Here is a 15,515-nt window from a genome sequence, read left to right as displayed (position 1 = left end):
GGAAAGGGGTTTTCAGCGGTAACTCACAACCCGGCGGTATTGCGATCGCCGCGGAACTGCTTGCGCACCCAGTCGTCGATCATCGCCTTCTCGAAGCGCAGCGGGTCGCTGTCGGTCAGGCGCGGTCCGCTCATCAGGAAGGCCGAATCCACCAGCTTGCGTTCGCCCTGGTCGATCACGCGGCCATCGGCGCCGGTGAGCGTGTAGGTGAAGCTCAGGCGCGGCGGGTAGATGTCCTTGACCACGCGCACGTCCTGCAGGCGCGGCCCGTGCCAGGGCTCGTACTGGCCGGCGCGGCGGATATCGGTGATGGTCACGCTCAGGTGCTGGCCATCGGGCAACTGGCGCGCTGCGCTCTGCTGGAAGTGGGTTGCCAGCTGGGTCACCCAATCGCCGCGTTGCGCCTCCCAGCGGTTGCCGCTGAAGCGCATCTCGGAGAACTGCGCAGGGTCGGTCCAGCGCACGTCCACCTTGCCATCGCTGCTGAGCGCGCGCGGTGCATCGGGGTCGGTGACGTTGCGCACCCCCGCCTGCACACCGGTCGCGGCAAGCAAGCCAGCCAGCAGCAGGCTGGCGCCGGAGAGATTGGAAAGTTTCATCGAAAGCCTCCAAGCGGAAGGTACGTTGTGTACCGGCTGTTCCCGCAGTGTGGGGGTGCCTAGCAGCGCCCGCAACGCGCTGCACGCCTGGGCTTGCGACCACGTTGCCGCGCGGTTAATCCGGCTGCCAAACGCCATGACGGTGGGTTCACTGCGCCTGCGCCCGCGCTTCACGGCACAGCCAGGAAGATCGCCAGCATGGACACCCACTCTTACCGCACAAAATCAGCGTCTTCGGCGCCGGCACACATGCCGTCGGACGTGCGACTGCAATTCATCGACTGGGCCAAGCAGCACGGTCACAACCCCGCTTCCGGTGCGGCTGCCTTCGTGGCACTGCAGAGCGAGGTCGACCTGGACCTGGCCACGCGCGCGCTGCAGCTGGAGCCGAATGACGACCCGCGCGCGGCGCTGCGCGAGCATCTGGCCGCGTTGGCGCGCCAGGTGGATGTGGCCGTGCAGTTCCCCCCGGTCTACACCTACACCGCGGCCAATGGCCTGGAGTACCGCTACTCGTTGATGCTGGTCATTGCCGAAGACTGCGTGGAGTGGACCGGCCGGGTCTGGCATGACCTGGACTACCAGGGAATGCTCACCGGCCGTGGACAAGGTCCGCGTGCCAACTACACCCAACTGGCGCGCATGGCGCTGGAACATGAGCTTGATCAGGAGCGTCCCCGTTATGTCCAGGCATGAACTCGAATTGCAATTGCCGGTCGGCGCGGAGATTGCCAGCGGGGAAGACGGCTTCACCCAGCGCTGCCGCGCGGAATGCGCGAAATTGGGGGTGGCGCGGGTGCGTCTGTTGCTGCTGGATTCCGATTACGCACGGTCCACCGCCTGGCGGGAAGAAGCGCAACGCTGGATGGACGCACAGCTGCGTCGCGAGGGCGAATGGGTGTTCCGCGGCGTGATCGCCGGCATCGTGGTGCTGGCAGCCTGCATCGGATTCGCTGCCACCACCTTGTGGTGAACCCGGGGCTGCGCAACGAAAGCGTGAACTTGCCCGGCCGGGCGTGCACCCGCTGACGACATCGGGCGTGGTTTCATCTGCCCGTCATCCGCTCCGGCAGCATCCGTGGTTTCCGATTTGAGCACTCCTCCTTCCAACCCAACGCTTGCTGCCGCCCTGCCGGCCGCCATCGCCGAGCCGTTTCTGGACCCAGCGATGTATCACGAGATTTTCCACAACATCGATGCTGGCTTTTGCGTCATCGACATGGTGTTCGACGGCGAGCAGGCGGTGGACTATGTGATCCGCACCACCAATGGCGCCTTCGAGCGCTACACCGGTTTGTCCAACGCGCTCAACGTCTCCGTCCGCGGCATGCTCCCGGAGCACGAGCAGGAATGGTTCGACCGCTACGGCCATGTTGCGCGTACCGGCAACCGCATCCACTTCGAAATGCAGGCCAAGGCGCTCAAGCGCTGGTATTCGGTGGATGCGTTCCGGGTCGGCCAGCCGGAGCAGGCGCGGGTGGCGGTCCTGTTCATGGACATCACCGAGCGCAAACGCGTCGAGCGCGAACTGGCCGAGAGCGAGGCGCGCTTCAGTGCCCTGGCCGACGGCTTGCCGATGCCGGTCTGGGTGCTGGACGCGCAGGGCGTCGTGCGCTTCGTCAACAGTGCGTATGGCGAATTTTTTGGCCTGGATATTTCCAGCGGTACGGTGTCGGCGTGGAGCGAACTGCTGCATCCGGACGACTTGCCGACCTTCCAGTTCGAGCTGGTGGCATCGCTGCAGGAGCAGCGCGGGCTGCGCGCGCTGGTGCGTGCGCGCCGCCATGATGGGCAGTGGCGCTGGATCGAAATGACCGCCACGCCGCGCTATTCGGCCGATGGCCGTTTCATCGGCCTGGCCGGCAGCAGCCCGGACGTGACCGAGCAGCGCGAGATCGAACTGGCGCGCGAACAATTGCTGGAATCCGAGCGCAGCGCGCGCAACGAGGCCGAAAGCATGGCGCGGCTGAAGGACGAGTTCCTGGCCACGCTCTCGCACGAACTGCGTACCCCGCTGACCACCATCCTGGGCTGGAGCGAGTTGCTGCTGCAGCGGGTCGAAGAAGGCCAGCCGTTTTACAAGGGGCTGTCGGTGATCGCCAGCAGCGCACGTGCGCAGAAGTGGTTGATTTCCGACATGCTCGATCTCAGCAGCATGTTGCTGGGCAAGGTACAGCTGGAAGTCGAATCGCTGGATCTGGTCGAGCAGGTGCGCGAAGCCTTGAACACCCAGGAACTGGCTGCCGAAGGCAAGGACCAGGTACTGGAGCTGCAGGTGCCGCCCACGCCCTGCCTGGTGCTTGGCGATGCCACGCGCCTGCAGCAGGTGTTGTGGAACCTGCTGTCCAACGCGATCAAGTTCACCCCGGCACATGGTCGTATCGACGTCAAAATCGAGCGCGACGACGGGCACCTGGTGGTATCGGTCTGCGACTCCGGCGATGGCATCGCAGCCGAATTCCTGCCGCATCTGTTCGGTCGGTTCCGCCAGGCCGACGGCACCACCACGCGCCAGCATGGCGGCCTGGGCCTGGGCCTGGCCATCGTGCAACAGCTGGTGGAAATGCACGGCGGCCAGGTTGGTGCCACCAGTGGCGGCCGTGGCCAGGGCGCGACCTTCACCGTGCGGTTGCCGGAACACATTCCCGACCAGGCCAAGCGCCCCCGCCGCGAATTGCGGCGGCGTCTGTTGTCCGAACAGATCGTTGAAGCGCGTGCGCTCAACGGCCTGCGCCTGCTGGCGGTCGAAGACCAACCGGACATGCTCGATTATCTGCGGCGTCTGCTGGAAGAGCAGGGCGCAGAAGTGGTCACCGCCGGCAGCGCCACCGATGCGCTGGCATTGATCGATCATCGTGGCCACGCACGCTTCGATCTGATGCTGACCGATATCGGTATGCCGGGCATGGACGGTTATGGCTTGATCCGCACGGTGCGTGAAAACCTCGGGCTGGATGCCACCGCATTGCCGGCAGTGGCAGTGACCGCCCTGGCCCGCGAAGACGACCGCAAGCGCGCGCTGGAGTCCGGGTTCCAGGAACATCTGGCCAAGCCCTACAGCGTGGCGCAACTGGTCACGGCCGTGCGTGCCGCGCGCCAGGCGGTGGAGTAACCGATGCGCGGTGGCACCGCCGCGTATCGGGTGACTGCAGGCTGGTGAGGCAATGCGTTGGCGACGCAGCAGCGTGTGTGGATGACCTACCCGGCCTCGTTCCATGAGCCGCTGATCTGCCCAAGACACCCGATCCTCCTGCGACCAACACGATGGTGTGGTGGATGCGCCGTTCACCACGGGCGCAGCATGGTCGCGGTAGAAGACCGATGCGTACGCATGCGTGGCGACACTGCCGCGCCGATGCCGATCACCCGTCACACGACGCGCTTTCTGCCTCTTTCACGCATGCTGGCCTAGCGTGGTGCGCTCAGCTCATGGAGATCGCGCAATGCCCAAGTACGCCCCGCACGTCTATTCCGAACATGTCCAGATCGCCACACTCGAACATTGGGTGTCCCTGCTCGATGGTCAGGAGCGTGTGCGGATCGAGCTCGACGACGGCAGCATGATCAGCGGCACGGTCGCCGTGCGCCCAAGCCTGCAGACCTATCTGGACGAACACGACAATGAAGGATTGAACGGTCAGCTGCGGCTGGACCAGCTGGATGCATCGCAGGAGCCGCAGTGGATCTGGATGGACCGGATCGTGGCGGTGCACCCGTTGTTGCTGGGCGCCGATCCGCAAGTCATGCCGTGACGGCGGCGTGTTGACGGTGTGTTTACTTCTCACCCTCGCGTTGGCGGCATGATCGCTGGCTGACGCAACCGTCCAGGACTTGGCCGCAATGAATGCATCCCGATTGAAGTTCGCTCGCTGGCCGCTGTCGCTGATGGCGCTGGCCGTCCTCGCCGCGTGCGGCGATACGGCAACATTGGCGATCGAACAGGGGACCGGGCCGGACCCGCAATTGCCCGAGCCGGTGAAGCGCCTGATTCCCACCGTCAAGGTGGCGCCGGTCAAACGCTGGGCAGCCAATGCCAAGCCCATCGCGGCCGACGATCTGCAGGTTGCCGCGTTTGCGCGCGATCTGGATCACCCGCGCTGGATCTACGTGCTGCCCAACGGCGATGTGCTGGTGGCCGAGACCGCCGAGCCGCCCAAGCCCGAGGATGCCGAAGCGGGCGGCGGGCTGCGCAAGAAAGTGCAGGGCGCGATGATGAAAAAGGCCGGCGCTGCGGTAGCGAGCGCCAACCGCATCACCTTGTTGCGCGATGCCGATGGCGACGGCGTGGCAGAGGTGCGCACGCAATTCGTCAGCGGCCTGTTTTCGCCGTTCGGCATGGCGCTGATCGGCGACCGTTTCTATGTCGCCAACGCCGATGCGCTGGTGAGTTTTCCGTACAAGCCCGGCGATACGCATCTCACCGCCAAGCCGACCTTCGTCGCCAATCTGCCCGGTGGAATCAACCATCACTGGACCAAGTCGCTGCTGGCCAGCCCGGACGGCAGCAAGCTCTATGTCGGCGTCGGTTCCAACAGCAACGTGGCCGAGAATGGCATGGAAGCCGAGCTCAATCGTGCGGCGATCCTGGAGATCGACCCGGCCACCGGCAGCAGCCGCGTCTTCGCCGGCGGCTTGCGCAATCCGGTGGGCACCGCGTGGGAGCCGCAGAGCAAATCGCTGTGGGTGGTGGTCAACGAGCGCGACGAAATCGGCAGCGACCTGGTGCCGGACTACCTGACCTCGGTGCGCGACGGCGGCTTCTACGGCTGGCCTTACAGCTACTACGGCCAGCATGTGGACGAGCGGGTCAAACCGCAGAATGCCGACCTGGTGGCCAAGGCGATCAAGCCCGATTACGCGCTCGGCCCGCACACCGCATCACTTGGCCTGAGCTTCGCCAGCGGCAGCCTGCTGCCCGAGCGTTTCCGCCAGGGCGCCTTCATCGGCCAGCACGGCTCGTGGAATCGCGACCCGCCCAGCGGCTACAAGGTGCTGTTTGTCCCGTTCGCCGACGGCAAGCCCAACGGCCCGCCGATCACGGTGCTGGACGGATTCCTGGATGCCGAAGGCAATGCACAGGGCCGCCCGGTGGGCGTGGCGCCGGACAGTCGCGGCGCATTGTTGGTGGCCGACGATGTAGGCAATGTGATCTGGCGGGTGACGCCGAAGGCGCGCTGAGCCCGCATGCGACCGCTTGCGCAGGAGAGCAGGCAATCCCAGCTGCGATGGGAGACACACCTCTCCCACGAATTATCCTGGGTGTCTTGTAGTGGGGGCCCCGAAAGTAGCTGAGGGTGCCGTGCGCAGCCTGCGTTCACCGTGCTGAAAACCACTCAACCGCGCCGCTGCCCTGCGCTGCAGGCTGCAACTCGAAACACGCGGCGTCGGAAGCGCAGCACCGGGGTATTGCCGGAAAGTACGGTTGCCCGCAAGCGAACCCATATCAGTGGTCGGGCTGACCCCATCCGATAGACGCAAAACCGAGCAAGCGTCTGGTCAATTCACGTGCAGCCTGTCGGCAGTGACCTATGCGCGCTTTGATCGAGGGCGCCTGACGCATGCTCCATCGCGTGCGGCAGAGCAGGTTCCAGGCGCCCGCATCGAGTACCTCGCCCTTAACGGGGTGCCTCCGGCGAGGCACTGAAGCGCCGCGCGTAGCCACGCTCTTCGGTAATGCGAGTGATGTCCTCGTCGGCCATTTCCGGGGCGCCATACACCGCGTAGGCCACCGTGCCATCGCCACGTTCGCCAATCTGGTGCAGGCGGTAGCGGGGTCTGCCGGCGCCAGTGTTTTCGGGGTAGTGCATCGGTGGCGGGGTGTCGTCCAGATCCATCTCGCTGTTGTCGACAACTCCTCCTACGAACAAGGCTCGCATCGCGTCTCTCCGCTGTGGGCTTGGATGCCAGCCTAGGCGGGCGAATGTTGCGTGCGCATCAATAACCTGTGTAGACGCGGCGACCAGCAGGCAATATGACCACGGCGCTCCCTGCAATGGCGGGGGAAGCAAGACGGCCGATTTTCAAGTTGCGGAGTTGACTAAAGCGCAGACTCTGGGCGCAATGCTCGACCTCAACTGAGCGTCTGCCAATATCCCCAAGCCCCTCTCTTCAAACAAGCCAGAGGAGCTGGCTGACGATTATGCGGAGTACAAGAAATCAGAAAGGCTGCCGCGGATTGTCGTTGTCGCCTTTATTTGTCGGTGCACTGAATTGGTAGCCTGTCAGTTGCCATGATCCACCCGACTGACCAGCCCATTCGTAATCCCATTGTTCAAATGCTCCGCCAGGAAATTCGTTGCGGATGGTGATTTTTTCGCCGGGGACGCCGCTGGCGGGCAAAGGAACCGGTGGACCATCCGGCCCGGACTGAATACGCATCAATCCGGTCGAGACGATGCTGCGGGAGACACTCAAGCTACTTGCCGGTAACAGCGGCGGATACTTTGGTGAGTGCTGCTTGATCCAAGCGATGATGGATTGCGATTCGTTAGATCCGGCGCGATATAAACTTTTCTGCGTTGTTGTCATCGAGCTGGATGGCGCCGTCGCCGCACGATAATTCTGACCATGCGCGGATGTCCCCAAAAGTAGTGCCATGGAAAACAGTCCGAAATATTTCCTATATCTCATATCCAGCATTCCTGTTGATGATCGACGGTCTTCCTGCGAGCTCAAGCGTGGGGTTTTGATTTGGCGCTGTCAATGCACTGATTGAAGATGCCTTCCACGCGTCGGTCAGCCATTCGAGCGCAGCCTGTGGGTGAGATTGAATCAGGAGATGCCTATCGCATTATTGCGCTCCGCGCAGCACCATCGTTTGTCAATTGGCATCCAATGGGATTGTTTTGGATGCTTCGCAAAGCTCCCCTTTCAGGCCGGACAGTCAGTACGCAATCCCAGCAGGCGGTGTGATCCCACCGCTCCCTTTACAATGACGGCCTGTCCCTGACCCGATGATCCGATGGCTGGCCCGCACGACGCCCCGCTTCAAGCGCTGTTTCTGCCCTTTGCTCAAGGCGCGCTGCCATGGCCGGAAGGACCGGTCTTGTTCCTGCGCGCGCGCGACGGTTTTCCGCTGCGCGAGCGGGCAACTACCCAGACGCTGACCTGCGAGCAGAGCTTCCGTCCGTTTGCCGAAGCGCTGGAGCGCAACGGGTGGACGGTGCGCGAAGAAAGCGAGATCGAGGCCGACAGCACGCGCTATGCCCTGGTGCTGGTACTGCCCCCGCGGCAGCGCGAAGAGGCGCGTGCGCTGTTCGCACGTGCGGTGGCGTTGACTGCACCCGGTGGCCGCGTGGTCGCCTGCCAGTCCAACAACGAAGGCGCACGCTCGGGGGAAGCGGATCTGCGCCAGCTCACCGGGCTGGCCGGTAGCCTGACCAAGTACCACTGCCGCACCTATTGGAGCGCGCCGCTGCCGGCTGGCACCGATGCCACGCTGCAGGCCCGCTGGGCCGCGCTGGATGCGCCACGCAAGATTCTGGACGGCCGCTTTGTCAGCCGTCCCGGGGTCTTTGCCTGGGATCGCATCGACCCCGCTTCTGCGTTGCTGGTCGAGCATCTGCCCACCACGCTGGCCGGCCATGGCGCCGATCTGGGCGCGGGTTTCGGGTATCTGTCGGCCGAAGTGCTGGCGCGTTGTCCCAAGGTCGCCGCGCTGGATCTGTACGAAGCCGAGGCGCGCGCGTTGACGCTGGCGCGGCGCAATCTGCAGGACATCACGCATCCGGCGCAGCTGCACTACCACTGGCTCGATGTCACGGCCGGGCTGGTGGGGCAATACGATTTCATCGTCAGCAACCCGCCGTTCCATACGCCGTCGCGTGCCGACCGCCCGGACATCGGGCAGCGCTTCATTGCAGTGGCCGCACAGGCGCTGTGCCCGGGCGGGCAACTGCTGCTGGTCGCCAACCGGCATCTACCCTACGAACAGGTGCTCAACGACAGTTTCGGGCAGGTGCGCGTGGCTGCCGAACGCGATGGATTCAAGCTGATCGCGGCGACCCGCGGCCGCGGGGCGCGCCCATGAAGCTGGTCAAACACATCGCCAATCTCGGCTACGGCAGCCGCAAGCAAGTCACCCAGCTGTTCCGGCAGGGCGCGATCACCGATGCGCAAGGCGAGGTGCTGTATGCCGACGACCAGGTGGAGCACGACGCCATCCGCATCGATGGCGAACCGCTCGATCCGCCGGCGGGCTTGAGCCTGTTGCTGCATAAACCCGGCGGCTACACCTGCTCGACCAAGGACACCGGCCGGCTGATCTACGAATTGCTGCCGCCACGTTTCCGCCTGCGTGCGCCGGTGTTGGCGCCGGTGGGGCGGCTGGACCGCGAGACCAGCGGCCTGTTGTTGATGACCGACGACGGCGCGCTGCTGCATCGGATCATTTCGCCCAAATCCGCGCTGGACAAGGTGTACGACATCACCCTGGCCGAGGACCTGCGTGGCGAGGAGGCCACGCTGTTCGCCAGCGGCAGCCTGCTGCTGGAGGGCGAAACCAAGCCGCTGCTGCCGGCCGAACTGGAGGTGCTTGGCCCACGCCAGGCGCGGCTGACCCTGCACGAAGGTCGCTATCACCAGGTGCGGCGCATGTTCGCTGCCGCCGGCAACCATGTGGTCGCGCTGCACCGCAGCCGCATCGGTGGCCTGTCGCTGGAGGGCTTGCCGTCGGGGCAATGGCGTGCGCTGGAAGCTGGCGACCTGGAGATATTGTGTGGCTGGCAACTAGTTCAGCAATAGTGACAGTTCTCGCTCGGGGCGTACAGTTCTGTAATGCCATCTCTGGATGGGTGGTCCAGGGACCAGGTATTTTTTCGATACCCTGCTCCGTTGCTTGCCTATAAAGGCAGTGCGCGAGTATGGCTATGATTTTTATGGTCTTTATCTTTCGTGAGTAATGCCTGTCACCACGTCGATTGAGCCGAGATGACTTTGTTCGACTGATCTGATAATAATTCGCCACCGATACGGCGTGAGTTTCCTTCAGGGGGCCGTGCGGGACCTCAACATTCAGGATCGGGCGGCTATGCAATATGGATTTTGCTGCGCGTCATCGTGGGCGATGCGCATTGGATTGGTATTCGTGGGAATGGTCTTGGGCAGCGTTGCAGGTACCGCCAGGGCGCAAAATGCGATCGAGCCCTATGTCGAGTACGCCAAGCTCGTCAGAGCGACAGAGAAGACGCCCGCGCTGGGCGACGATTTGATGGGAGATAGCGTCAGTCTGTTTGACGGGCAGACTGCGTTTCGCAACGTCGATATCCAGCTGAGAGGCAACGATGCTTTGCCAGTGGAGCTAGCTCGCCGGCTTATCGTCAAGCCCAAACCGCAGGGCGACTTCTCCAAGGAATACGCCGGCTTGGGAAATTGGGAAATAGATGTGCCCTCCATCAGTGGTACGTTCGATGCGGCCTATAAGTGGGACACGGATATCCTGAATCGTCCGAAGGCCCGCTGCTCGGCGGTCTTCTACCCGGCTGTCCGGTCCAGCGTCAAGTATCGCGATGTTTGGCATGGAAACTCGGTACATATTCCCGGGCGTGGCGATCACGAGCTGCTGATTCTCGACGGTTCGCCGCTCGCACCATCTGACGGGGGCGCACATCTGTGGACCACATCGGCCACGGATGCTTTTTCATGCAAAGGCGCCACTGCAAATGGCTATCCCGGCGAGGGCTTCGTGATGACTACTGCAGCCGGCATCAAGTACACCTTCGACGTGGGAGTCGAACGCAGTTCCGGTGTGATTAGCGCTGGCAGCGCACTGGTGCCGCGGGTCACTGTCTACCTGTTGGCTAGCCGAATTGAGGATCGATTCGGCAACTACGTATCCTTCACCTACAACGGTAACGGCCACCCCACATCGATCTCGGCAAGCGACGGCCGAGCGATTATCCTTGCCTATGATGGCGAGCGCCTGATCCGCGCATCAACCAACGGTAGGGATTGGACGTATCACTACGATGCAAACGGCGATCTGGCCGCTGTCCTGCAGCCGGATCAGGCGCGCTGGCAGTATCAGTACGGTGGAAGCCGGACCATCCTGTACCAAGCTTGGGACGCTGCGATCACTGCCAACTGTGGCGGGCCCGATGTTGCTGACGGCCAATACGCTGTCACGGTCACGCATCCGTCGTCGGCTGTGGCGACATTCTCCTTCTCGCATTTACGCCACTACCGCAGCGGCGTTCGTTTGAGCAACTGTCAGCCACTTCCGGCAAGCTCCGGTGAAAGCGTCAATTACCAGCTGCTACTGGCTAATTTCCACGATGTTTTCAGCCTCGTCTCAAAGACCATCAGCGGTCCGGGCATCGCCCAGGCCATGACCTGGAAGTACGACTATGGACAAAAGGCTTATCCCCTCTGGGGCACCCGTCAGCCCGTCGCCGGCCATTGCCCAGCCGAGACCTGTCCTCGATCCAAGATTGTCCGGGTGTTGCAGCCTGGCGGTCAGTACGACGCATATGAGTTCGGTGTCCTTTGGGGGCTCAATGAAGGCCGAATGCTTGCCGTCACAACTCTTGCAGCAAACGGTACGACGGTGCTGCGGCAAGAGCGGCGCGATTTTCTGGGAGAAGAGGAAGTAGCAGGCCATACGTTCCCGTCCAGTTACGGGATTCTTCCGGGCGGGGATGAGCCGTCGGCTGCCTACGTGCGTCCCATGATCAGAAAGACCGTGACGCAGGACGGAGCATCCTTCACCTGGCAGGTCGCCACGGGCTGCGGCACAGGTCCTTACTGCCTGGATGCATTCGCCCGACCGCTTCGTACGGAAAAGACCAGCTCGCTAGGCTATTCCAGAAGCGAGGACACGACTTATTTCGATCAGCCAGCGCTATGGGTGATTGGCAAGACTGCGTCGCTGACGCAGCGAACACCTAACGCGGTCTCGATGTACACCGCATCCTACGATGCCAACGCGTTGCCGTCAGAGGAATATGTTTTTGGCGCCTTGAAGCACCGGCTGGCCTGGAATACCGACGGCACCCTGGCATTTTTTGCCGATGCAAACGGCGCTACGACGCTCATGTCCAACTGGAAGCGCGGTGTACCACAACGCATCCAGCACCCTGCAACCACCGATCAGCCGAGCGGCTCAGTGGAAACGGCAAGCGTTGACGACAATGGATGGATTCGCACATCCATCGACGTCAATGGAGTCGCCAGTACCTTCGACTACGACGTAATGGGGCGGATGATCCTGCAGACCTATCCCGACGGCGACACGGTGGCCTGGAATGCCACCCGGCAGCTAATGGAGCAGGTGGGGAGCGAGGAATACGGCATCGGCGCCGGACATTGGCGGCAGACCACCAGTACCGGTAACCAACGCAAGTTGACCTACTTGGATGCCCTGTGGCGACCATCGCTGGTGCTTGAATACGATGTCTCAGATCAGGCGGGAACCCAGCGCTTCCAGCGATTCGGCTACGACACCGAGGGTAGGACGGTGTTCACGTCCTACCCAGCGAATGCTAGCAGCATCGCTAGCGGAACCTGGCTCGAGTACGACGCGCTTGGGCGGCAGACATCGGTTTCGCAGGATTCCGAGCTAGGCTTGCTTGTCACCCGCATCGCCTACCTTGATGGTTTCAAGCGACAAACCAGCGACCCCAAGGGGCGGCAACAAACCGAATGGTTCCAGGCTTACGATGCCCCTAGCTACGACTGGCCAGTACGGATCGATCGGCCCGAGGGAGTCTCCACAAGCATTGTCAGGGACGCGTTCGGCAAACCCACCGAAATCGACCGCGGAGGGCCGGCGCAATGAGCCAGCAGATATCGCAGTCGCGCATGCCGCGGATGGCTCACCGGACCAGTCGCTGGCTTGGTGTGCTACTCGCCTTCGTGATCGGGCCTGTCCTGGCGCAGACCTACATCAGCATGCAGTCGCCAGGCAACAACGCCAGCTTCACGGCGCCTGCATCCATCAACGTCGTTGCCGAGGCGTTGGACATCTTGCCGATCGGTCAGGTCACGCTTTACCAGGACGGCAGGGCGATCGCCTATAGTTCCGGTGCCGGGCAGATCTCCAAGGTGGTTTCCAACCTTCCTGCCGGGGACTATCAGTTCCGTGCCACCGCAGTGCGCACCGATAAGAGGACAACCCAGTCCACGCCTGTGCGTACCGTCCATGTCGTGGCCCCCGGGAATTTGCGGCCCACCGTGCAACTGCGCTCGCCGACGGGCGCGCCCTTCATCGGCCCGGCGACGGTCACCTTGACCGCCGATGCCGCTGATAGCGATGGTAGCGATGGTAGCGATGGTAGCGATGGTAGCGTAGCGAGAGTGGAATACTTCGCCAATGGCAGTTCGGTCGGTGCCTCCACGTCTGCACCGTATACGGTCACCTGGGGCAACGTCGGGCCAGGGACCTATACGATCACCGCGGTCGCCACAGACAATAATGGCAATACCGGAAACTCCCAGGCTGTCTCGGTTTCGATCACGCAATCGGTCATCCGTGGGAGTATCGACGGATTGTCGAGAGTTGGTGACGGAAGCTACAAGATCCTAGGCTGGGCATGTTCCAGTGGCTGGGCGCCGTCCATCGGCGTGCATCTGTACGCTGGGGGAGAATGGCAATCGGGCACGTTCATCGTCGCGGCGACGTCCAATCTCGCCAGCGAACCCGCCGTCGCCTCGGCGTGTCAGACGTCGGGCAGCGCCTCCCGTTTCGCGATTCCGATCAGCGATACCGTGCGTGCGTCCCATCCCGAGCAGGCGATCTTCATCTATGGCTTGTCGCCCGTGGGCGGTTCGAACGATTTGCTCGGTAACTCGGGCAAGTTCCTGATCCCGCGGATGCCGCCGCCGTTGTCGGAGACACGTCGCTACGTGTACGACGCACAGCAGCGCTTGTGCAAGACCATTGAGCCGGAAACCGGCGCCACCGTTATCGGGTACGACAGCGTCGGCAATCTCAGTTGGTCGGCGACCGGATTGAACCTCCCCGACGCTGGTTCGTGCGACCGTGACGCGGCCTATTCCAGCGGGCGGCGTGTCGACCGCGGCTACGACGCGCTGGGGCGCATGACCACGCTGAAATTTCCCGATCGCAATGGTGACCAGGAACTGCATTACGCGGCTGATGGCGTCCCGCTGCAGGTCACCACCTCGAATGCTGGCGGTACGGTCTTGGTGACCAATCGTTATGCCTACAACAAGCGACGCCTGCTGACCAGCGAATCGGTTGAGCAACCGGATTACACCTGGAGTATTGGCTACGGCCACGATGCCAATGGACAATTGGCCAGCCAGACCTATCCGACCGGCCTCGGGGTCAGCTACGCTCCCAATGCGTTGGGGCAGCCAACCTCCGTGCGCGACTCGTCCGGCACGCTCTATGCCAGTGGCCTGCAATACGCCGCCAATGGTGCGTTGCGCCAGTTCACCTACGGCAATGGCGTCATCCACTCGCTGGAATTGAACGCGCGACAGATGCCGTTCCACGTCCGTGATGCCAACGTCAGCGCCTACGAGTATCGTTACGACGAAGTCGGCAACGTGACGGCCATCCTCGACCAGCAACAGGGCGACGGCTATAGCCGCAGCATGAGCTATGACGGCCTGGACCGATTGATCTCGGCGACCTCGCCGAATTTCGGTGGTGGCCAGACCTATCGGTACACCTACGATGGTCTGGACAACATCACCTCGGCCAAGCTGGCCGGGGTGCGTCAGCACAACTACTGGTACGACGCCAACCAGCGGCTGACCAATGTCCTCGACGATGCCGGAGCGACCATCGTCGGGCTGAGCTACGACGCCCAAGGCAACTTGCGCCAGAAGAATGCGCAGGCCTATACATTCGACTATGGCAACCGCTTGCGCGAGGTGCAGGGCAAGGAAACCTATCGCTACGACGCCCAGGGCCTGCGGACCAATGCACTGGATACGGCCGGAAGCCGGTTGAAGGCGCTCTACGGCAAGGCCGGACAGCTGCTGTACGAGGAACGGCGCGGGCAGGGCGCTGTCGAGTACATCTATCTGTCTGGCAGCCTGCTGGCCACCCGCAGCAACGGCGCCGTGACCTACCGGCACACCGATGCACTAGGCAGCCCGGTAGCGACCACCAACGCGGCCGGGCAGGTCGTCGAGCGCACGCAGTACGAACCCTACGGCGCGGCGATCGGCAAGACGGTCGATGGCATTGGCTATACCGGCCATGCGATGGATGGGGGGACCGGACTGATCTATATGCAGCAGCGGTTCTATGATCCGACGATTCCGCGGTTTTTGTCGGTGGACGCGATGGCTGTCGACGCGGCAAGTGCAGGCAACTTCAATCGCTATTGGTATGCGGCCAACAATCCCTACAGATTCACCGACCCGGATGGACGTTGTGAAAAGCCAACAGGCTCGAATATCTGCGCCTATTCCGGAAGTTCGGGTGGCGGCACACAGCGTGCATCAGCGGGAAGCCACCAATCGACGAACGCAGGCAATGGATTTATCTCCGCCTTCACCGACAGGAACTGGCTGACGGGTGATGGAAGTGTCACAGATTTTGGTGCCATTGCGCACGATCTCTGGTACCCGTTGCTCGATATGCCGGAAGGGGCTGGTTTCAAGCTGGCGGGCGGCGGCTTGATGGCGGTCAGGCTTGGTAGGATGGGCGAGGATGCCGTACGAGCCACATACAATATTGGTGGGAAAGGATTTTTTGTCGTAAATGGAAGGCTTCGAATAGCTGACGGCTTGAATAAAGATCTCAGGACAATCAGCGAAGTTAAGAACACGCAGTCCCTAGACTATACTAGGCAGCTAAGAGACTATGTTGATTACGCAAAGCTCAAGGGATTTGATTTTCATCTCTACGTGAGGCCCGGCGCAAAACTTTCGGCCCCACTTCGTCAAGCGGAAGCGGCAGGCGATATTGTGATAAAGGATATTCCATGAAAAAAGATAAAT

12 protein-coding genes are annotated in these 15,515 nt (G+C 62.5%); 9 read left to right on the top strand and 3 right to left on the bottom strand.

The window, feature by feature from the left end:
• Positions 1-23 precede the first annotated feature (23 nt).
• Positions 24-599, bottom strand: a complete 576-nt coding sequence (locus ACCQ03_RS18485) for a DUF3016 domain-containing protein (RefSeq protein ID WP_057679543.1) — start codon at positions 597-599, stop codon at positions 24-26.
• Positions 600-848: 249 nt separating this feature from the next.
• Here ACCQ03_RS18485 and ACCQ03_RS18480 point away from each other — a divergent pair, with 249 nt between their 5' ends.
• From ACCQ03_RS18480 to ACCQ03_RS18460, 5 genes are all read left to right on the top strand, one after another.
• On the top strand, positions 849-1,295 hold the full coding sequence (locus ACCQ03_RS18480; RefSeq protein WP_017157450.1) for a hypothetical protein: 447 nt from the start codon (positions 849-851) through the stop codon (positions 1,293-1,295).
• On the top strand, positions 1,282-1,572 hold the full coding sequence (locus ACCQ03_RS18475) for a hypothetical protein (RefSeq protein ID WP_057679542.1): 291 nt from the start codon (positions 1,282-1,284) through the stop codon (positions 1,570-1,572). Before ACCQ03_RS18480 ends, ACCQ03_RS18475 begins: the two co-directional genes overlap by 14 nt.
• A 105-nt stretch (positions 1,573-1,677) precedes the next feature.
• Positions 1,678-3,711 (top strand): PAS domain-containing hybrid sensor histidine kinase/response regulator, encoded by a 2,034-nt coding sequence (locus ACCQ03_RS18470; RefSeq protein WP_057679541.1) that lies wholly within the window; start codon positions 1,678-1,680, stop codon positions 3,709-3,711.
• A gap of 331 nt (positions 3,712-4,042) precedes the next feature.
• Positions 4,043-4,351, top strand: coding sequence for a DUF3247 family protein (locus tag ACCQ03_RS18465; protein ID WP_057679540.1), 309 nt, complete (start codon positions 4,043-4,045; stop codon positions 4,349-4,351).
• A gap of 88 nt (positions 4,352-4,439) precedes the next feature.
• Entirely contained in the window at positions 4,440-5,777 is a 1,338-nt protein-coding gene (locus tag ACCQ03_RS18460) for a PQQ-dependent sugar dehydrogenase (RefSeq protein ID WP_150146973.1), read from the top strand.
• A 437-nt stretch (positions 5,778-6,214) separates the two neighbouring features.
• Here the strand turns inward: ACCQ03_RS18460 and ACCQ03_RS18455 are convergent, their stop codons facing one another.
• Together ACCQ03_RS18455 and ACCQ03_RS18450 are read right to left on the bottom strand one after the other, a co-directional pair.
• On the bottom strand, positions 6,215-6,475 hold the full coding sequence (locus ACCQ03_RS18455) for a hypothetical protein (RefSeq protein ID WP_074053337.1): 261 nt from the start codon (positions 6,473-6,475) through the stop codon (positions 6,215-6,217).
• A 280-nt stretch (positions 6,476-6,755) separates the two neighbouring features.
• On the bottom strand, positions 6,756-7,196 hold the full coding sequence (locus tag ACCQ03_RS18450) for a hypothetical protein (RefSeq protein WP_237377055.1): 441 nt from the start codon (positions 7,194-7,196) through the stop codon (positions 6,756-6,758).
• 364 nt (positions 7,197-7,560) lie between these two features.
• Between ACCQ03_RS18450 and ACCQ03_RS18445 the strand changes: the two genes are divergently transcribed.
• From ACCQ03_RS18445 to ACCQ03_RS18430, 4 genes are all read left to right on the top strand, one after another.
• On the top strand, positions 7,561-8,628 hold the full coding sequence (locus ACCQ03_RS18445; protein ID WP_057679538.1) for a class I SAM-dependent methyltransferase: 1,068 nt from the start codon (positions 7,561-7,563) through the stop codon (positions 8,626-8,628).
• Positions 8,625-9,341: a pseudouridine synthase gene (locus ACCQ03_RS18440; protein ID WP_057663019.1), complete on the top strand. Its 717-nt coding sequence runs from the start codon at positions 8,625-8,627 to the stop codon at positions 9,339-9,341. Before ACCQ03_RS18445 ends, ACCQ03_RS18440 begins: the two co-directional genes overlap by 4 nt.
• Positions 9,342-9,573: 232 nt before the next feature.
• Entirely contained in the window at positions 9,574-12,372 is a 2,799-nt protein-coding gene (locus ACCQ03_RS18435) for an RHS repeat protein (protein ID WP_237377054.1), read from the top strand.
• On the top strand, positions 12,369-15,503 hold the full coding sequence (locus tag ACCQ03_RS18430) for an RHS repeat-associated core domain-containing protein (RefSeq protein ID WP_209227628.1): 3,135 nt from the start codon (positions 12,369-12,371) through the stop codon (positions 15,501-15,503). The genes ACCQ03_RS18435 and ACCQ03_RS18430 overlap by 4 nt, the downstream gene beginning before the upstream one ends.
• Positions 15,504-15,515: the final 12 nt, after the last annotated feature.

The sequence above is a fragment of the Xanthomonas sp. NCPPB 3569 genome (genome assembly GCF_041475645.2).
In the GTDB taxonomy this organism is placed as follows: Bacteria; Pseudomonadota; Gammaproteobacteria; order Xanthomonadales; family Xanthomonadaceae; genus Xanthomonas; species Xanthomonas phaseoli.
This window is presented reverse-complemented; position numbering and strand designations above follow the sequence as displayed.